At 63.0% G+C, this 18,307-nt stretch carries 17 protein-coding genes and 1 tRNA gene; 11 read left to right on the forward strand and 7 right to left on the reverse strand.

Annotated features, from left to right (window positions below; genetic code table 11):
- From EP26_RS13530 to EP26_RS13540, 3 genes are all read left to right on the forward strand, one after another.
- On the forward strand, positions 1-284 hold a 284-nt coding region (locus EP26_RS13530), incomplete at its 5' end, for a transposase (RefSeq protein ID WP_043339185.1).
- A gap of 188 nt (positions 285-472) precedes the next feature.
- The gene (locus EP26_RS13535; RefSeq protein WP_043339186.1) at positions 473-1,927 is read left to right on the forward strand and encodes a cryptochrome/photolyase family protein; all 1,455 of its coding nucleotides are present in this window, start codon (positions 473-475) and stop codon (positions 1,925-1,927) included.
- Positions 1,924-2,655, forward strand: coding sequence for a metallophosphoesterase (locus EP26_RS13540; RefSeq protein WP_043339188.1), 732 nt, complete (start codon positions 1,924-1,926; stop codon positions 2,653-2,655). The genes EP26_RS13535 and EP26_RS13540 overlap by 4 nt, the downstream gene beginning before the upstream one ends.
- On the opposite strand, the gene EP26_RS13545 is transcribed toward EP26_RS13540, so the two are convergent.
- The 3 genes from EP26_RS13545 to EP26_RS13555 form a co-directional block, all read right to left on the reverse strand.
- A complete protein-coding gene (locus EP26_RS13545) occupies positions 2,644-3,144 on the reverse strand; it encodes a VOC family protein (protein WP_043339189.1) in 501 nt (166 codons plus the stop codon). The two genes, EP26_RS13540 and EP26_RS13545, sit on opposite strands and share 12 nt — an antisense overlap.
- Before the next feature lie 73 nt (positions 3,145-3,217).
- Positions 3,218-4,099: an RNA polymerase sigma factor RpoH gene (gene rpoH, locus EP26_RS13550; RefSeq protein WP_043339190.1), complete on the reverse strand. Its 882-nt coding sequence runs from the start codon at positions 4,097-4,099 to the stop codon at positions 3,218-3,220.
- 240 nt (positions 4,100-4,339) lie between these two features.
- Positions 4,340-5,335, reverse strand: coding sequence for an RluA family pseudouridine synthase (locus EP26_RS13555; RefSeq protein WP_043339191.1), 996 nt, complete (start codon positions 5,333-5,335; stop codon positions 4,340-4,342).
- On the opposite strand from EP26_RS13555, the gene EP26_RS37450 reads away from it, so the two are divergent.
- From EP26_RS37450 to EP26_RS13580, 7 genes are all read left to right on the forward strand, one after another.
- On the forward strand, positions 5,322-5,597 hold the full coding sequence (locus EP26_RS37450; protein WP_245624393.1) for a DUF6476 family protein: 276 nt from the start codon (positions 5,322-5,324) through the stop codon (positions 5,595-5,597). The genes EP26_RS13555 and EP26_RS37450 overlap by 14 nt on opposite strands.
- Entirely contained in the window at positions 5,594-5,755 is a 162-nt protein-coding gene (locus EP26_RS33135; RefSeq protein ID WP_084112527.1) for a DUF2256 domain-containing protein, read from the forward strand. Before EP26_RS37450 ends, EP26_RS33135 begins: the two co-directional genes overlap by 4 nt.
- Positions 5,756-5,797: 42 nt before the next feature.
- A tRNA-Glu gene (locus EP26_RS13565) sits at positions 5,798-5,873 on the forward strand.
- Positions 5,874-9,014: 3,141 nt separating this feature from the next.
- Complete coding sequence (locus EP26_RS13570; protein WP_157033527.1) at positions 9,015-10,454, forward strand: hypothetical protein; 1,440 nt, start codon at positions 9,015-9,017, stop codon at positions 10,452-10,454.
- Entirely contained in the window at positions 10,439-11,197 is a 759-nt protein-coding gene (locus EP26_RS13575) for an SOS response-associated peptidase (RefSeq protein ID WP_043339194.1), read from the forward strand. The genes EP26_RS13570 and EP26_RS13575 overlap by 16 nt, the downstream gene beginning before the upstream one ends.
- A 117-nt stretch (positions 11,198-11,314) precedes the next feature.
- The gene (locus EP26_RS38595) at positions 11,315-11,527 is read left to right on the forward strand and encodes a DUF551 domain-containing protein (RefSeq protein ID WP_084112528.1); all 213 of its coding nucleotides are present in this window, start codon (positions 11,315-11,317) and stop codon (positions 11,525-11,527) included.
- A gap of 279 nt (positions 11,528-11,806) precedes the next feature.
- The gene (locus EP26_RS13580) at positions 11,807-13,138 is read left to right on the forward strand and encodes a hypothetical protein (RefSeq protein WP_043339196.1); all 1,332 of its coding nucleotides are present in this window, start codon (positions 11,807-11,809) and stop codon (positions 13,136-13,138) included.
- A gap of 818 nt (positions 13,139-13,956) precedes the next feature.
- Here the strand turns inward: EP26_RS13580 and EP26_RS13585 are convergent.
- The 3 genes from EP26_RS13585 to EP26_RS34830 all read right to left on the reverse strand — a co-directional run bounded on the left by EP26_RS13585 (position 13,957) and on the right by EP26_RS34830 (position 16,284).
- The gene (locus tag EP26_RS13585; RefSeq protein WP_043339198.1) at positions 13,957-14,265 is read right to left on the reverse strand and encodes a DUF6894 family protein; all 309 of its coding nucleotides are present in this window, start codon (positions 14,263-14,265) and stop codon (positions 13,957-13,959) included.
- A 2-nt stretch (positions 14,266-14,267) separates the two neighbouring features.
- A complete protein-coding gene (locus EP26_RS13590) occupies positions 14,268-14,495 on the reverse strand; it encodes a hypothetical protein (protein ID WP_043339199.1) in 228 nt (75 codons plus the stop codon).
- A 502-nt stretch (positions 14,496-14,997) separates the two neighbouring features.
- Positions 14,998-16,284: an LAGLIDADG family homing endonuclease gene (locus tag EP26_RS34830; protein WP_157033528.1), complete on the reverse strand. Its 1,287-nt coding sequence runs from the start codon at positions 16,282-16,284 to the stop codon at positions 14,998-15,000.
- A gap of 108 nt (positions 16,285-16,392) precedes the next feature.
- Here EP26_RS34830 and EP26_RS38140 point away from each other — a divergent pair, with 108 nt between their 5' ends.
- Positions 16,393-16,647 carry a helix-turn-helix domain-containing protein gene (locus tag EP26_RS38140; protein ID WP_281177081.1) on the forward strand — a complete coding sequence of 85 codons (255 nt, stop codon included), beginning with the start codon at positions 16,393-16,395 and terminating at the stop codon, positions 16,645-16,647.
- Between the two features lie 18 nt (positions 16,648-16,665).
- Here EP26_RS38140 and EP26_RS13595 read toward each other — a convergent pair whose 3' ends face one another.
- Complete coding sequence (locus EP26_RS13595) at positions 16,666-18,219, reverse strand: DUF6538 domain-containing protein (protein WP_043339200.1); 1,554 nt, start codon at positions 18,217-18,219, stop codon at positions 16,666-16,668.
- Positions 18,220-18,307: the final 88 nt, after the last annotated feature.

Raw genomic sequence — 18,307 nt, forward strand, 5'->3', positions numbered from 1 at the left:
GAGCCCATGCTGTCCTCGTCCTCGACGGCGCGGGCTGGCACACCTCACCCAAGCTGCAACTGCCCGCAAACATCAGCCTGCTGCCGCTGCCTCGCTATGCGCCCGACCTGAACCCGGTCGAGAACCTGTGGGAGTTCCTGCGGGCCAACTTTCTCAGTCATCGCGTGTGGGAGAGCTACGACGCTATCGTGGACGCCTGCTGCTCAGCCTGGAACGCGCTGATGCGCAGACCAGAGCAGGTCACCTCCATCACCACCCGTGCCTGGGCTCAGGTCAAGCTCTAGGGCGGCTGGTATAAGGCAAGCGTGCGAAATCGGCCTTTTCGGTTGATAGGAGCAGTCGATTGCCGGCTAGCGGGATCGCACCCGTGCGGTTGCGGAACGCGACTTCATCGCACCGGTTCGCTCCCTCGCGCTGCCGTCATGAGGTGCGGATATGTCGCGTATTCGGCAGGACCGCCTACATACTGTCGATGACCGATGCCTCCCCTGCCCTGCTCTGGTTCCGCCAGGATCTGCGCCTCGCCGACAATCCCGCCCTTGCCGCCGCAGCCGATCGTCCCCTGCTGCCCGTCTATGTTCTGGACGATGCCGCGGCCGGGCGCTGGGCCCCGGGCGGCGCCGCCCGCTGGTGGCTGCACCACTCCCTTGCCGCACTGAACGAGGCATTGGCTGTGCGCGGGGCGCCGCTGCTGCTGGTGCGCGGCCGGGCGGAGATCGTCATCCCGGCGCTGGCCGATGCTATCGGCGCCGATGAGGTCCTGGCCGGCCGGCTCTACGAACCCTGGGCCCGCGAGCGCGACGCCCGCGTGGCGGAGGCCTTGCAGGCCGGCGGCCGCAACTTCCGCCTCGTTACCTCGACCCTGCTGCGCGAGCCGCCCACGGTGATGAGCGGCAGCGGCAAGCCCTATACGGTCTATGGCCCCTTCGCCAAGTCGATGGCCACCCGCGGCGAGCCGGAGCCGCCCCTGCCCGCCCCCAACCGCCTGCACCCGGTGCCGGACGCGCCAGCCGGCGACCGCCTCGCCGACTGGCATCTGCGGCCGCAGCCCCCCATCCCCGACTGGGCCGCCGAGTTCGGCACGGTCTGGACGCCGGGCGAGGCCGGGGCGCAGGCCCGCCTTGCCCGCTTCCTCGCCGGCCCCGTGCGCGATTATGCGGTCAACCGCAACCTCCCCGGCGTCGAGGGCTCCTCCGGCCTCTCGCCGCATCTGCGCTGGGGCGAGGTCTCGCCGCGCCAAGTCTGGCATGCCGTGCGCGAGGCCATCCCCGGCGATGCCGAGGCCGCCCAGCCCTTCCTCTCCGAGATTCTCTGGCGCGAATTCTCCTACCACCTGCTTTGGCACCGGCCGGAAATGCCGGAGGTGGCGCTGCGCGAGCGCTTCGCCCCCTTCCCCTTCGAACCCGATGCCGCCCTGCTCCGCGCTTGGCAGCGCGGCCGTACCGGCATCCCCGTCGTCGATGCCGGCATGCGCCAGCTCTGGCGCCATGGCTGGATGCACAACCGGGTGCGGATGATCGCGGCCTCGCTCCTGGTGAAGCAGCTGCTCCAGCCCTGGCAGGCCGGCTCCGCCTGGTTCTGGGACACGCTGGTCGATGCCGACCTCGCCTCCAACAGCGCCTCCTGGCAATGGATCGCCGGCAGCGGGACGGATGCCTCGCCCTATTTCCGCGTCTTCAACCCGGTGCTCCAGGGCGAGAAATTCGACCCCGAGGGCAGCTACGTTCGCCGCTTCGTACCCGAGCTGGCGAAACTGCCCGACCGCTGGCTGCACCAGCCCTGGGAAGCGCCGGGGGGCGTCCTGCGCGAGGCCGGCCTCGTCCTCGGCCGCGACTATCCGGCGCCCGTGGTGCTGCCGGAAGACGGCCGCCGCCGCGCCCTCGACGCCTTCGCCCGCCTCCGCGCTGGGCAGGAGCCGGCCGCGTGACCGCCGCAGCCCAGGCCGACCTCGCGGCGCGCGGCTTCAGCGGCCTGCGCATCGTCGGCGACGTGCATGGCGAGGCCACAGCCTTCGAGCATGCGGTCGCCGGGGCGGAGGCGGAGCGGCTCTTCGTCCTGCAACTCGGCGACCTGACTGACCACGGGCCGGACAGCCCGGCCGTGCTGCGGCGGATGTTCGGCCTGCTCGATGCCGGCGCCGGGCGCTTCCTGCTCGGCAACCACGACCACAAGCTGCGCCGTGCCCTGATCGGCCAGCGGGTGCGGATGGCGCCGGAAGGGCTCGGGCGGACGCTCGCGCAACTCGCGGAGGCGCCGGATGGCGCCGCGCTGAAATCCCGCGCCATCGCCGAAATCGCCGCCGCCCCGGCCTGGCTCAGCCTCGGCCAATCGCTCTTCGTCCATGCCGGCTGGCACCCGCGGATGCTGCGCGAACCCTCGCCACCCGATGCCGGCACCCGCAAGCCGGACCCGATGCTCTCCCGCGCCCTCTTCGGGCAGGTGACGGGGCGGATGATGGCCGATGGCTACCCCGAGCGGCTGCATGACTGGGTGGACCGCATCCCCGCCGGCTACACCCTCTATTGCGGGCATGAGCGGCGCTCGACCGATGGCCGCCCCTATATCCAGCCGGGCGAGGCCGGCGGGCGGGCGATCTTCCTCGATACCGGTGCCGGCAAGGGCGGCCACCTCTCCTGGATCGACCTAGCTTGGTGAGGCGGCCTCGGCCAGCAACGCCTGCAGGTCGAACCGCCGATTGACCATGGCAAGCTCGCCCGCCGTAACGCGCGGCCATTCCTCAGGCGCGCGGTCGCGGTAGAGCTCCACGCCATTGCCGTCCGGGTCGCGGAGATAGACCGCCTCGGAGACGCCGTGATCCGCCGCGCCCTCCAGCGGCACGCCCGCCTCCACCACCCGGCGCAGCGCCACGGCGAGAGCCGCGCGGTCCGGGTAGAGCAGCGCCACATGGTAGAGGCCGGTCGCTCCCGGCGGAGGCCAAGCGCCGCCTGCGCTTTCCCAGGTGTTGAGGGCGATATGATGGTGATAGCCGCCGGCCGAGAGGAAGACGGCCTGCCGGCCCATCCGCTGCTGCACCTCGAGCCCGATCACGTCGCGCCAGAAGCCGAGGGCGCGGTCGAGATCGGCGACCTTCAGATGGACATGGCCGATCCGCATGGCGGGATGGACGGGAATGGCGTCGGGCATTGGATGTCTCCTTCGCCCAAAACAATGGCGCCGCCCGGGGGGCGGCGCCAATCATCAGTCCTGATAGTGGTTATCAGACAGCCAGGCGGCGCTCGACGATCTGGTTCTTCATGCTCTTCTGCAGCTTCTCGAAGGCCCGCACCTCGATCTGGCGCACGCGCTCGCGGCTGATGTTGTACTGCTGCGACAGCTCCTCGAGCGTGGTCGGCTCGTCCTTCAGCCGCCGCTCGATCAGGATGTGGCGCTCACGCTCGTTCAGCGTCTTCAGCGCCTCACCCAGAAGCATGCGGCGGTTGGACAGGTCCTCGCGGTCGGAAAGCTCGCTCTCCTGCGTCTCCTGGTCGTCGACCAGCCAGTCCTGCCACTCGCCCTCGCTATCGGCGCGGACGGGGGCGTTCAGGCTGTGGTCGGGCGAGGCGAGGCGCCGGTTCATCGACACCACGTCCTGCTCCGGCACCTGGAGGACGCGGGCGATTTTCTCGACCTGCTCGGATTGCAGGTCGCCCTCCTCCAGTGCCGACATCTGGGCCTTCAGCCGGCGCAGGTTGAAGAACAGCTTCTTCTGCGCGGCGGTCGTGCCCATCTTCACGAGCGACCAGCTGTGCAGGATGTATTCCTGGATTGCGGCGCGGATCCACCACATGGCGTAGGTAGCGAGGCGGAAGCCGCGGTCTGGGTCGAACCGCTTCACCGCCTGCATCATGCCGACATTGCCTTCGGAGATCAGCTCGCCGACCGGCAGGCCGTAGCCGCGATAGCCCATGGCGATCTTGGCGACGAGGCGCAGGTGGCTGGTGACGAGCTTGTGGGCGGCTCGCTCATCGCCATGCTCTTTCCACCGTTTGGCAAGCTCCAGCTCCTCCTCCGGGGCGAGCATCGGAAATTTCCGAATCTCCTGGAGGTAGCGCGAGAGGTTGCCCTCGGGGGCAATGGGGATCATGGAGCTGGAAGCCATAACTGATATCTGCCTCCTGCGCTGGCGCGGTGCCCCGTGACGGCGGCACCATGGACCAGCGACGAATCTGGCAGTTGAACGCCCTCCGAGCCCACCCGACCGCGCCTGCCTCGGTCACGACGAGGCGAGCAAGGCTGCGATATGGGTCTTGGCACCCGAAGGCCGCTGCCGAGGCGTTTTTTAGACGAAGTGGTGCCGCGATGCAACAAAAATCCGACTTTCTGGGTCGGTTACTCGGCGTTACGTGCCGCCATCCTTAGTCAGGATATCAAGCAACGCGGCAAAATCCGGGGGCGTCGGCACGCTGAAGCTGAGTGCCTCGCCCGTCACCGGATGGCGGAAGCCGAGGCTCGCCGCGTGCAAGGCTTGGCGCGGGAAGGCCAGCAACGCCCCACGCGCCGGCTCCGCCAGCAGCCGCGCCGCGCCCGGTGTGCGGCGCAGATAGACCGGGTCGCCCACCAATGGATGCCCCCGCTCCGCCAGATGCACCCGGATCTGGTGCGTCCGCCCGGTCGCCAGCCGGCAGCGCAGCAGGGCACAGGCGGCGCCCCAGGCGCGCTCCGTGGCATAGCGGGTGAGCGCATGCTTGCCGTTGCGGGTGACGACGGCCATCCGCTTCCGGTCGGTTGGGTGGCGGCCGATATCCCCCTCGATCTCCCCGGCCGGCGGCTGCGGCACACCCCAGGCGAGAGCCAGGTATTCCCGGTCGAGGTCCCGATTCGCGAAAGTCTCGGAGAGCGTCCGTAGCGCTCTCTCCGTCTTGGCCACGACCATGACGCCGGAGGTATCCTTGTCCAACCGGTGAACGATGCCCGGCCGCTTCTCGCCCCCGATTCCCTCCAGCTCCTCTCCCGCATGGGCCAGCAGCGCGTTCACCAGCGTGCCGTCCTGGTTGCCCGGCGCCGGGTGGACGACGAGCCCCGCGGGCTTGTCGAGCACGATCAGGTCGCGGTCCTCGAACAGGATCGTCAGCGGGATGTCCTGCGGCAGCGGCAGCGCATCGGTCACGTGCGGGATGGCGAGGGCGTAGGTGCTGCCCGCCCGCACCGCCTCGGCGGCGTCGCGTAGCGGCTTGCCGTCCCGCGTCGCGGCGCCGGCCACGATCAGCGCCTTGACGCGGGAGCGCGAGAGCGAACCTATCGCCTCCGCCAGGAAGCGGTCGGCGCGGGTGCCGGCGGCCTCGGGCCCCGCCACGGCGGTGAATGTCTCGGAGGGGGTCGCGTTGAAAGCGCTCAAGGTCCTGGTCGTCGTGATGGGGGTGCTGATCGTCGGCGGCACCGTGACCCTGGTTGCGCTGCTCGTCCAGCGGGCCGGCGGCGGCGGGGCCAATGCCGCCTGGCAGGCGGCGCTCGACCAGCCCGAGGGATCCCGCATCGCCGGCATCGCCGCGAGCGAGACCGGCATCGGCGTCTGGGTCCAGCGGCCCGATGGCGACCGGGTGCTGATGGTCGATCCGAAGCGCGGCCGGGTCAGCGGTGAGATCCGCCTCGGCCGATGAAGCCGCCCCTGCCGCAGAAAACCTGTGCCGCCTGCGGCCGCCCCTTCGCCTGGCGGCGCAAATGGGCGCGCGACTGGGAGCAGGTGCGCTTCTGCTCCGAGGCCTGCCGCAGCGGCCGCTATGCGCGGGCGAAAGAAAAACCGCGGAAGGGCGCTTGATCCCGGCTCCATCCGCGGGTAGAAGGCGCGCCTCGCGGCCTTGTCCCCTTCGTCTAGAGGCCTAGGACACCGCCCTCTCACGGCGGTAACAGGGGTTCGAATCCCCTAGGGGACGCCACGCGGCGTTTTTGTAGCAAATTCAAACGGTTAAAGGACCCAATCGGGCCCACTTTGTAGCACCGTTTTGTAGCAATGCGGTGTTTGAAACCCGCTGCTTGCGCCGCGCTGTCCCTGCCGTCCCTACGGCACGCCGTAGTATGTCCAGAACCACTGCAGCAGAGCCATAATGAACGGCACGGCGGTCATGCTGGCCAGCAACAGAAAAATGCCGCCGACGAATGAGCCGACGCCTCTGAAGGCGAACCTGCTGACAAAGCGGCGCCCCTTCCTCGTTTCTGCCTCCCGCTTAACCGTCCATTGCGCTGACAGGAGCCCTGTCAGCCATCGACGGCTCTGCCGTCATCTCTGGACGGCATTAGCGGCCCGGATGAGTGATACCGGCGGCTTGTAACGTGCCAGCGCAATGGTGACGAACTGCGCCTAGAAGTGTCTGTAATGTTATAGCATTGCGTGAATGTGTGAGGCTGCTTTTCTGCCTCTCTTTTGTCAGGGTGTCTCGCACGTACGCAAGCGACCGCTGCAGTTATGTCGCCTCGCCTTGGTGGTCGCCGAAGCAGACCGGATACCCGAAGATTGCAACCTGCGTGGGCTGTCTAACGGCCATCATCGACGCTGCTTCCGGTACCGGACTTAAACCAAATCTGCATTCGAGCAGCGCCAGGAAGCGGCTGACTACCCCACCGCCTACCCTTGCTGCGCCGCAACAAGCCACACTTACAACCACTTGCTCTCGGTTTCGTGAGTTTTAGCTTGAGGTGAAGATTTCGGCCGGATAAATCAACCCCAGCACGATTTAGCCATATTCGCCGAAATAGAGACACAATCGATATGTTCGCACCGTTCGCGGTCGGCGCTGCGTTTGCGCGCGCCCTACCACTTTGCGCACTTCTGACCACTCCTCTATCGGCGAAAGCTGATTGGGCCGTAACGCCAGCTCAGGCTTTAACTGGACAGGCGAACCGGGCGATTCTTACCGACGCGGCACGGGTGCGATGGAGCACGCCAAACGGCAACTTGTGGGCGCAGGGTGAGGTCCGCCCGACTGCCCCAAGCGTGGAAGCGGAAGGAGGGGTCTATAGGGGCGCTATGAGCCTTGGGACACGTCACAAGCTCATCACCGCAAGCTCTTTCTCTTTGGCGTTTGTGCCGCAGCTTCGAGTAGAGAGCTCAAGCGTAACGGGCAGTTCGGCTACTTCGCCGGCTCTCGGCGCCTCCCTAGTGCAGGAAGCTACGTGGGCGCTGCCAAGTGGCATACGCATCAGTGCTAATATGGGGATCGGCGACTCCGTGGGCGTGTCAGCGCCCCTGGAAGGTAGCAATTGGGCTAACGCGCGGCTGGCTGTTCGCGCCCGTGCTGCCGTAGCGGGTATCATTGGTACAGTCGCAGCGGCGCCGCTGCACGCTGAGTTTCAAGTTACCGCCACTCGCGCCGTAATCTCGGATCGGGGAGCGGTCCAGAGCTCGCGCTGCGAGCTGAGAATGGAGCTTAGCCGACCCGAGATTCCTCCTTTGCGGTTTGTTACCTCCTGCCCCGGCGACAATGGGGCGCGTTTTACCGTGGGCATCGGTGGCCATTTTTAACCAAGCCGCTTCCGAGACACCTATTCAACCGGCCCCGCCGTACATTTTGTGTTAACAACATTCCGGTTAAAGGTCTGAGTGAGAGCCGGAAGGGGCCGTGACTGCGCGAGCTTCCCCGCTGATCGCGGTGCAAGGCCGGGGCCGAATGGCCCCCTCTCGAAACCTCCAAGGCTCTTATAAATAGAGAGAATTTTTTCGGAGAAGCGCGCTCCGGCATGCTTGCTCACAAGCATTCGAAGCGAGGCGGAAGCAGCGCCCGCGCCGCCGTCACTTCGGTTGTGTAAGGCAGGATTTAGCCAGTTAAGCCGGCCGCCTCATGAACCGGTTGGTCAGCGGCGGCATTGCCGACCCCGACCGTCGCGAGGCGGTCGGCTATGGGGATCAGGCGGCCGTAGGTGAGCACCGCTTCGCCTTTGGGACTAACCGCATATAGCTCGGCAGCCGACCCTCATCGAGCCATAGATCAACGAGCGGTGTGATGGTGCCGACAACGCCGAAGCCGCGTCCGTGTAGCGGGTGATCGGGCATCCGAAGCGCGCAGACGTGCCCGCCCTTGTGGCAGTCGATCACCGCGCCTCGATAGGCGTAAGAGGGACCGCCGAGAGGGCCTTCCGCTGCGGTCAGCTCAGGCTCGGGACGGGCGCCGTCAACACGCGGGGGGTCGGCGAACAGGCTCATGCTGCAAGCGTTGCCGAAAACGCCTAACGGTTGATTGCTCGGGCCCGGAGGGGGCTTGGGCCAGCCGGGGTACCCGGATAGTGGATGTAAGTGAAGGCCAAACAATCCTGGCAAGGGCACGATACCACCTTATCACCTCTGCGCAGGGGTTTCGGACGGCTGGATGGCGGGTGCACGGATTGTCTGGCTGGCAGCCCTGAACTGAGGCTCGGCGCGGGAGAGCCAGTTCTGACCTAAGCGGCTGCTCACAGGAACAACGCCTAACGGCCCAAACCGGCATCAGCGTGGCGCCATTCGGCCAGAGGACGGCTCCGGCAATCGGCCAAAACCGCTATGCAGGGGTGCTAGCCGCTCCTGCTTGTTCTGCGCTCGGATCAGGGCGTCAGAGCGAACGCAAGTGATTTCAGTTGACCTCACGATATTGTGAGGCTAAACAGAGGCTATTGGGACCGAGGGCCTTACCCCCGGAAGCGCCATTAACCCGCCTCGCATTGCAGCTCGGAGTACTGCCAAACCCACTCTTGCAGTGGGTCTGAAGGGCTCCCGGCCTGCTCAACCCTGCATTTTTGGTCCTGTCATGCTCCCCATTGATCCAAACTGCTCCCCGGCAGATGTGCTGGTGGATGATGCATGCACGCTTAAGTCTATTAGTAGGCTCCCCTCGGGGGGGCCGTATAACAATAAGCCCCATATAGAGACTCAAGCAGCCAACTCCGAAGATGATTGGCTTCAAGACATCTTCGGGGAGGCTTCCAGCTCTGTCGAAGCAGCCTCTGTTCATGAATCCGCTTCACTCCTGGAGGAAGATTACTGCTCCAAGGCTGAAATCTCCCTCCAAGCACCTCCGGCGCGGCACTCTCGTACGAAGAAGCCGAAGCCGATGCCCGAGAAGGTACCTCCGCTCCGGAGCAACTCGTCTCTCGGACTGATGGGAGGGTTCCGGTTCCCTCCGGAGAAGCTGTCTCGGAAAGCTGTTGGCGACTCCCGCTACCTCAACTTCCTCCGGGCTCCATCGAATCCGGCAGCCGAAGCCTTAGTCGCGGAAATTCACCGCCGCGTCATCCTCGCAGAAACCTATGCCGAAGCCCGTACTCGGGCTCGCCGGGCGGATGCTGATCGTCAGCTCCGGGCAGCTCTAGGCGCCATTGTCGGCAGTCTGCTTCTCGCTTGGACAGAAACACCACCTCGGGCAGTCTCCCGCAGCTTCGATGCAAACACCTTCACGGGTGAGGACATTGGTTATCCCGCATTTGTCGATGCGATCCACTGGATGGAGAAGGAGTATTTCCTGCGCCGTAGAAGGGGCGGACGCCTCCCGGACGGTTCTAAGGGTGCTGCCTCACGCTTCTGGCCTACCGAGAAGCTGCTGACGCTCGCCGCCTCCTACGGCATCGACACGGCCACCGTCGCCGCAGATTTCGGGTGGCGCCGGAGCAGCAGCTTGAAGGCTCCCAAGGTCCGCGAGGCAATCGTCCTGCAAGAAATCCCGCCGCATCCGAATGCCGAGCGGGGACGGAAGCTTCGGATCGATCCACATGACCTCGTCGCTTCCTCACTCCGGGCGGAGGTAGAGCGCCTGAATGCCTTTGCGGCCGGCTTTGACGTCACGGGATGTCTCCCGCCGCGCTGGCAGCGGAAGTTCAAGGGCAACCTTCAACTCTACGGACGCCTCCATGCGGTGGGTGACGGCAACTACCAAAGCATGCCGCTTGAGCGCCGCCTCAATGACATCCGGATCAACGGTGAGTCCGTCGTCGAAGTCGACATCAGCGCCTCTCATCTCTCGATTATGCATGCCTTGGTCGGGCTGCCGCTTCCTGAAGGCGACCCTTACGCGGTGCCGGGGTTCAGCCGAAGCACCGTGAAGGCGTGGGTTAACGCCACTTTGGGCAAGGGAAGCCCGGTGCGGAAGTGGCCGAAGGATCGGCTTGCAAAGACGCCGGAGCTGGCCGCCGTCGACCCGCTGGAAGTGATGGCCACTGTTCTCAAACAATATCCTTGGCTTTCGGAGCCGTGGCGCCTCGCAACCGAGTTCTCGGCCGTCGCGGAGCCGAAGCGCGTCCTCCCGCACATGCTGATGGGGCTTGAGTCCGACATCATGCTCGTCGTGGTGCAAGGGCTCGGCAAGCAAGGCATCCTTGGGCTGCCGATCCACGACGGCATCCTTGTTCCGGCCAACGCTGCGGCTCTGACCTGCGACTTGATCCGCGCCATTTCACGCCGAGAAATCGGCCTCGAATTCAAGCTAAAGACCTACTCTACCACTCAAAATCACAGCCAGTCCCATTTCGAAGGAGCATACCCATGTGCGGACGCCTGATTTCAAACCTGCCCGTCTCCACTATCGCCGACCTACTCGATGCTAAGCCGGCTGAAGGGGTCATTGAACCGCGCTTCAACCTCGCGCCACGCGGCATCGCGCCGATGGTCTGCGTCGACAAGAGGCCGGGCTCGAAGGATAGAGGCCGTCGCGTGCTCATCCCTGCTACCTTCGCCATCTCGGTGCCCGAGCCAGCATGGAAGGCGATCAAGAAGAGGCGGCCCGCATACGACACCCGCACCGAGGAGGTGCCGTCCGTCAAATCGTCAGCCCTGAAGAAGGCGCCTTGGGCTGATCTACTCCACCATCGCCGTGGGATAGTGGCCGTGTCCGGGTACTACGATTGGACCGTGCCTCACCCCAACCTGCCGCATCACAAGCACGTCCACGCCGTCGTGCGACAGGATGGCAGCCCTATGTTGCTCGCCTGCCTTTACGATGATGCGTGTGAACAGCGGCGCGGTGCAGATGTGCGGTTCTCGGTCGTGACCGTTGAGGCAAAGGGACATGAGGCGGCGCCGAATGGATGGATGCCGGCCATCTTGCAATCCGACGATATTGTGGCGTGGATTGGAGACGCCGCAGCGGAGCATGACTTAAAGCAACTTTCAGCGTTGCTGCGCCCCGCCGCGGACGGTGTGTTGCGTCGCTACAGGGTGGCGAATGCGGTCGGGAACGCGGCGAATGATGGGGAATGGCTGCTGCAACCCATCGATAGAGTGACAGCCATCAAGGCAGCCTAAGTTCGAGCGGCGCCCTGACGTCTACCTCGGCACGGCCAGCGATTGAGCTTGCGTCGCGTTCGGCCGAGGCTGCTACCCTGCCCGCCAAACTTTGCTCGCAACGTCGTGGGAGGGGTCATGCAAAGCTGGCAGCCTATCGCAACGGCCCCACAAGACGGTCAGGTCATCCTAGTCTACCTTCCTGAGCGTGCCGGCCATGCCCTCCGGCAGGACGTGATTACGGCCTATTGGAGTAGTTGGGGCGGTGGGCGATGGGAAACGGCGTGGAGCGGGGCGAAGCTCACCGCGAAGCCGACGCATTGGATGCCGCTACCTGATCCCCCGACGTGACATGCAACGCGGTTTGAACCGGAGGAAATAAGCGCGGGCATTCGTCGGTCCGGATAGCTGTTTATGGCATGCATGCGTGCTTGCCAGTTGCCAAGAGCGCCGACAGACCGTTGGGCCTAGTCGTTGAGAATACTTTCGGCTCCTTGGAGCTGTCTTAGACAGATTATTTCGAATGTTGGCTTCTCCGGAGCCACATTTGGACGCCACACGCTGTTGCCGTAGAGAGTACGGCTTCTTTCACGCTCTACAAAGGAGAACCGCTTGGCTGGCCTAACTGATATGGAGGAGCTCATCACTACGGTCCACGACCGAGATGTGGCGGACTTTTTAAAGGAAGCCTTCATTTGCTACGGTACTGGTGCACACCGCGCCTGTGTGGTGCTCACTCACATCGCGCTGTTTGATAGTCTGCGTCGAAAGATCAAGGCCATTGCGCCCGTAAACGGCACCGCAAAGGCCGTTTCCGATGAGATCGAGGCGCTGGCTGCCGCACAAAGGGTCTTCGAGACGCCACTTATCCAAAAACTAAAAGCGGCCGGCATACTCACGCACCTTGAGGCGCAGATCCTTGAGCAGCTTAACTCCCAACGGAACAAGGCGGCGCATCCCTCTGGCCACACTGTCACGGCTGAGGAGGCGCGTTTTGTGTTCGCGGAGGCAGTAAAAAAATTCATAAGCCAGCCAGTGAGAGAAACCTCGTACATCGTTGAAGCTGTAATTGGGAGGTTCGGCGATCAGAATTTCTTCCCAAGCTCCAATGTTCCCGACATGGTGGCTGTTCTCGGCCAAGAGCTCGCCAACCTTGATCCGGCAGCCAAGCCATTTTTGATCAGTCGGGTGGTCCAATCTTTGGACAACGCCGATGCTACTATCGCCGGTAATGCGCGCAATTTCCTGCTTGCGTTCGTTGCGCGCCGGGAAACCGCTGACCGAGACTTAATCATCAAAGGCCTCGTGATCCCCAAGTCATCTGATACGAAGCTTGCCGAACTCTTTTCCATGTTGGTAGCAAGCGACCCATTCTTATTCTCCAGCCTGCCGCTAGCAATCAAGCTTCGCATCAGGTCGCTACTTATGCTGAATGCCACGGCCGTAGGGGTGGGATTGCCCTATCAGCAGCTTAGGCACCCTGCACGTGTTTTAGGGGCGTGCGTTTCAGAGCTTGGCGAAGCTTTTGTCGTCGCCGAACTTAAGGAGTTCTCCGATTGGGTTGTAGCGCTCGCCCCATACACGCCGGAACTCTTGCAAACGCTCGCGCATGCTCCCGACCTGTTCAGCCGGCTGTTCGAGAATTACGTCACTCGTGCGGCCTCGTCGCAATGGGCAACTTCAAACCCGTTTGCAGCAGCCGTTCCGGCGCTCGATGTGCCACTGGCGGCGTTGATTACGGACGAGCAGGCATTTCAGCTTCTTGCCGCGATCAAGAGAGGAGCAGAGTGGAGCGGCCATGGTCCATTGGCGCTCACCAACAGCGCGTTTGCTACGTTACCGGCCTTGAAGGCTAAAGCGCAGTCCTTCGCCGCTGTCGACCCTGCAAGAGCCACCGCCGTTCTTGCCGCGCAAAAGGTCGTTACCGATCTTGCGGAATTTCTTAGCGAGCACCTTGCCTAATTACAAAAGGGCCGCAGGAAGCTTAGCAAAACGTCGCGTCTAAGCCCGCGCGTCAGCGGTCTTGAGCGTGAGCTTCGATCAGGTCTAGGTACGGTCACTGTAGTAGGCAGAAAGTAAGAAAAGGATGTAATGCATGTTGCTACAGCCTTTTCTCCTCCTGTTACAGGGGCGCCGAATGCAAGCGTCTCGCAGGAGAAGACGGTCAAGAAATTTATGGCAGGCGCCGCCCTATATTACAATTTAGTCGATCGATAAGGATGCCCGCTCGGCTAACCTCGACAAGATAGCGGCTATTAAGAAGGGTATCGACAACCTCGTCGCATTTAGCGCGTGTTTTCGAAGTGGTTGAGCCTTCAGGTCCGGGCCACGCTATGGCCCAAGCCAGGAACATGAGCGAGGCTCCAAGAAAAGCCAACGAAACCACCATTCCCATGAGTGGGCGCATACCATCTGCCAAAAACATGGCTAAACACTCCACCAAGCGGCTATAATGTTACACTCCGCTCTGATGCGATGCTAGCCGGTTTTGGAGCCATCATACTCGCACCCAAAGATGCATAGCCTCTGCCGTAATGAGCATCGAACGCCTGCTTATAAGGCAGGTCGCACCATCTCGCCGAGGTGTCAGAAGGCTTGAAATCGGTGTGCCGCCCTTTGGTTATACCGCCACATTCTATACCCCACCTTGACCCCGCTAAAGCGAACCTTGGGTGGGGCTGAGGGAATGGTCAGAAGTTGCCGTACAAGGTGTCATCTCCGATCGATCCAGGGCTTGATTGGCAGTCACGACAATACCACGATCACCAACCAAAAAACGCTTACCCCGCATAGATAGCCACCCGGTACCGCTCGCCGCTCTCGTCACGCACCACAACGGTCACGGTCTGCCCGGTGCCCTTGCAGTCAAGAGTAGCCCGCAGCAGTTGGGTCGCGGTTAGGATAGCCTGCAATCGGGCCGCTTGAAGGTTGGCCAGCAGCTCGCCTTGATCGTCGCGGGATGATAGACCGCATCCGAAGATGTCGAAGTAGTAGGTTTCTCCGACCGGCGCCGGCACCAACGACAATCGGCGCAGGTCCTGACCATGTTTGGAGCCTCTGGACAGGAGGCGGAGGCCGGCTCGCGCCATGGTCAGGGCCCCTTCACCGCAGCGGACGAGACGATGCCCTCGGCGGCCTCCCGCAGCATCGCCAGAGGCAGCGCAGGATAGCGGCCTACGAGCACTGCCAGCGCCTCCACCGCGCCATCACCGCCCGCCTGAGCGGCAACTGAGGCAGCCTGTCCAACGGCTGCGACCGCGACGCTGTCGAGCCATACAGGCGAGGTAAGCGGCAAGGGAATCGGCAGGGCGTCCGGCATGGGCGGTACGCTGCCACGCCGGGAAGGAACAATTCAAGAACATCAAGCAAGCGGACCGGTGGCTATCCCCGTTATCCACAGTCTTCAGCGAAATGAAGGAGAAGGGTTAAGGAGCTGGCAGGGTGACTATTTGTCTCGCATTGTGCCGCTCGCGCTCGGATAATTCCTTCTCTCGGGCACCGCGCTCCCTAGCCGTGGTCGAACCTTGCCTCCGGGGATCGCACCAAGTTTTTGTCGACGCATCCCCGCTGAAAACTGCTTTGAGTTAACGGACAGGCCACTTGCAGCGGTGATAAACCGCACACTCAGGACCGCCAAAGCCACCGACAAGCGAGGCTTAAGCCCCGCTGAAGTGAAGCTTGGGTGGGGTTGAGGTACGGTCAGGGTGCTAGGACGGCGGTTCCTCGGCAGCAACGCACAAGCGCCCAAAATACTCTCCCTAGCTGAGGAGTCCCTCGCTCTAAGGCAAATCCTTCATGTCTGAACCCAAACACCAGCAACATTAGTTCGTCCTGCGTCCAGATAACCACTGGCCAAGGGGAGTAAAAAGCCACGTCGAAGGCGCGTCCGTTTGCGGTACTCGCTCGACGGCAACCGCTTCGAGCCGGGGACATCCGTGAACCGCGATCAAGCTGCGGCCGACAAGGAAAACTCCGTCCGCGCTACCGATAGCAAACGCGCGGACAGGAGCAGGCTCGTCCTCAACGGCACTTGCGATGTAGCGCCGCAGCGTCGTCGGCCTGAACCCCTTTAGCTTCTGCCTTTCGGCTTTCCGAGGAAGTCGAAACGCAGGAAAGGGAGCCATGAATTTCAAACGGCCTCGGGTACCCACCGTTCGGCCGTACAACTTAGCGGGACCTTGGCGCAGTTCCACCTTGATCCCCAAGCCTGCAACGAGGTCTAGTACCCCCTCTATCAACTGCTGGCTCGTAACCGAAAACTCGATCTGACCGCGAGAGTTACACGTACCGTCGGTGTCCAAGAGTCCTTGAAGCAAGGCTATCCGCTGAGCGATTGAGCTTCGAAGGTAGATAGCGGGGACATGCTTGTTTTTCAGGACCCCAAGCTCTCGCAAGGCCGTTGTCATCCCATCCCATCGGCATATGAGGAAGGGCCGCCTGTACGCAGGTCGAGGGTCGACAACCTTCGAGGCAGGCTCCGGCAGGTATGGGAAGAGCAGCTCAAAATCAGACTGTGCCATCCCGATTTTGCCGGCGGCGCTGTAACCATCCCCAAGCCAAGCCCCAAAGTGGTAGGGCTCAATCGGCAGCGTAGCTTCGGGCAGCTCGACGCCTACGGAGACAGGAACGGAATGGTTCAACTCACGCCCGTCGCTGTGCAGCAGGGATGCCATGATCGCTGCTGGCAGCCGAGGAGACGGCAAGATGGGGTCAAGATAGGCGTGTTGGCGTTGCCGATTCAGCTCGGTCACTTTCAGGGAAACACCGGGCTTCTTCGACACGGCTTTCGCCCGACTAGGACGCGCTGCACGGCGACGTGCCCGATACTCATCAGACCGTTTAGCTGAAAGCTTCCGCTCCTCGGCGGTCATCGTTGGGATCGGCTGGTCGAACGCGGTACGAACTTCCTCTCCGGTATCCAGCCGGTAGCGAGCAAGCTTCGCTTCCGAGAAGTCGGCGATGGCGACAACGGGAACCACCCGGCCTGCGGCACCGAATACTTCATGACCTACGCGGACATCAGCAACGCGAATTATGCCAGACGGAGACGTTGAGAGGGGGCAGGGCAGAATCTGATCGAGTGTAAGCCCTCCAGTAATCCCCTGCATCTCGCCCTCCTTTGTCTGCGGCCTGCTTGCCGATAAAGGCGCCTCCTGGCATTCGTGACGGTGAAGCCGTTATCGAATGTCGTCAAGGATGCCACTTCGGCGAGCCAGGTGCGCGCTGCGCGCGCGCTTCTCGCTTGGCCACAACGGCATTTGGCACACCTCAGTGGGGTTCCGCTGCGGACGTTGGCGAGGATCGAAGCCGGAGAAGTGACGAAGCCACGCGGATCGACGATGAAGCGGCTTTCGGCTGTGCTGCGCGAGGCTGGCGTCGAATTCATCCCCGCTAATGGTGGCGGTCCGGGAGTGCGATTAACCCGCGAGGCTGCGCTACGGGAGGCGATGATGGCGATGAAGGGGGAGTAGGGGGACGGGCAGCTACGCCTACGCCGGCGATGCCTTGACGCGTGCCGCGTCGGCGCTCCCCTCAATGCCGAAGGTGACGAGGTCGATCTTCGCCTTCAGCGTGCGCATGCTGTAGCTGCCGTAGGTTCTTCCAACGGATTTCGCCGTGTGGCCGGTCAGGCGGTCATGAAATTCCTCCGCAACCCCGCCGTCGCGGCACCCGTCCTTGAAGGTATGGCGAAACTCATGAAACACCTTCCCCGATCCGGGTAGCGCCCCGTCTATTCGCCGCGCCATGCGCTTGCTCATAGCATCGGCATCGACGCTGAATAGGCGCTCTGTCGGCCGACTTTCCATCCAATCGAGGAAGCCGTCCGTGATGAGCTGGCGGTGGATCGGAACCTTGCGTACCGAGCCTTGAGTCTTAACCGTCCTCCCGACCTCCGCATCCGCATGGATGTCGAAACATGGGATGCCATCGACCACTACGATGTCGCGCTTGACGAGCTGGCAGATTTCGTCGAGCCGCGCTCCTGTGTATAGAGCGATGCGAGCCATCCACCATTCGTCACCGCATAGGACCTGGAACAAGGCACCAAGCTGCTCGGCGGTGAACGCTCCGCGCTTCCTCGCATCCTTTGGGAAGCTGGCCTTGATCCGGACGAAAGGGTTCGCTTCGAGGAGCCCATCGTTGACCGCGACGTTGAGCAGGGTACGAAGCATACTCCATTTCTTCTGCTTCGTCGCTCCCGCAAGGTTGGGGGCGCTTACAAGAAATTCCTTAAAACGTCGAGCATGTTCCATGGTAATCTCGGCATATCGAAGCGGGCCATTGATCGCCTCGAACTGCGCGATCGCTTTGGTCATCTCGCTATGTGCTGATGGCCCCGATGTCCCTTGAGCCTTCCAACGGGCGGCAAGCGCCGTCAGTGAGGTTGTGTCGATCGGGTTCTCGCTCCCCTTTTCGCCGTCGTCGGAGGGGCCCGCGATCAATGCCCGTTGGGCTTCCAGTGTCCGTCGTTCGGCCTCGGCGAGCTCACGCGCACGGTCCATCAAGGCTGGAACCCAACGATCGGGGATAGTTCCGAAATCCGGTCCGCCATCCTCATCGACACCTTTGACAAGCGAGGCTCGCGCAGCCTCGTCCTCAAGGGCCGATAGGTCGTGGTCAATGTGGCGGATAGCTTCTGTCCGGGTTGCTGGACGGGGCCGCGCAAACCCGGTTGCGATGTTACGGGCGACCGCCTCGGCTTCAGCGGGCGTCGCCCAAGTGGGTGCAAACGGCAAGCCGCCCGTCTCCATGCCCATCGTAACCGTAGCCTGAGCCCGCAATGCAGCGTCGAAATCTTCAGAAGCAAGGAAGGCTTCCTCGCGCTTCACCGTATCCCTCGCTTGCCGGGCGGCCGAGAACTGCTGCTCTAGATCAGCCAGCACAGCATGCGAGGCGGCCTCGGCTTCTCGCTTCAAGCCGGTCTTGAGGCTGATCCAGATTTCCTTTCTGCCTTCGAAGGCAGATTGCACGTCCGGCGGAACAGGCCGCCTCACATAGTAGGTCGTCTTTCGGAGGTGGAGGAACTTCGGGAGAGGCGCCATGCTGCTCACGGTGAAATTGTAGCAAGGCTTTGTAGCAGCTCGTTAGCCGTAAGCCTATACATCTAATAAGCTTTTGCGTCTCCAAGGG

The sequence above is a fragment of the Belnapia moabensis DSM 16746 genome (assembly GCF_000745835.1).
GTDB lineage: Bacteria > Pseudomonadota > Alphaproteobacteria > Acetobacterales > Acetobacteraceae > Belnapia > Belnapia moabensis.

Coding starts and splice junctions, on each gene's coding strand:
- rpoH (WP_043339190.1), bottom strand. CDS start 4,099: ATGGCTTCCAGCTCCATGATCCCCATTGCCCCCGAGGGCAACCTCTCG.
- EP26_RS13580 (WP_043339196.1), top strand. CDS start 11,807: ATGGAGGAGCTCATCACTACGGTCCACGACCGAGATGTGGCGGACTTT.
- EP26_RS13595 (WP_043339200.1), bottom strand. CDS start 18,219: ATGGCGCCTCTCCCGAAGTTCCTCCACCTCCGAAAGACGACCTACTAT.
- EP26_RS13575 (WP_043339194.1), top strand. CDS start 10,439: ATGTGCGGACGCCTGATTTCAAACCTGCCCGTCTCCACTATCGCCGAC.
- EP26_RS33135 (WP_084112527.1), top strand. CDS start 5,594: ATGAAGCCGCCCCTGCCGCAGAAAACCTGTGCCGCCTGCGGCCGCCCC.
- EP26_RS13535 (WP_043339186.1), top strand. CDS start 473: ATGACCGATGCCTCCCCTGCCCTGCTCTGGTTCCGCCAGGATCTGCGC.
- EP26_RS34830 (WP_157033528.1), bottom strand. CDS start 16,284: ATGCAGGGGATTACTGGAGGGCTTACACTCGATCAGATTCTGCCCTGC.
- EP26_RS13585 (WP_043339198.1), bottom strand. CDS start 14,265: ATGGCGCGAGCCGGCCTCCGCCTCCTGTCCAGAGGCTCCAAACATGGT.
- EP26_RS13570 (WP_157033527.1), top strand. CDS start 9,015: ATGCCCGAGAAGGTACCTCCGCTCCGGAGCAACTCGTCTCTCGGACTG.
- EP26_RS38595 (WP_084112528.1), top strand. CDS start 11,315: ATGCAAAGCTGGCAGCCTATCGCAACGGCCCCACAAGACGGTCAGGTC.
- EP26_RS13590 (WP_043339199.1), bottom strand. CDS start 14,495: ATGCCGGACGCCCTGCCGATTCCCTTGCCGCTTACCTCGCCTGTATGG.
- EP26_RS13545 (WP_043339189.1), bottom strand. CDS start 3,144: ATGCCCGACGCCATTCCCGTCCATCCCGCCATGCGGATCGGCCATGTC.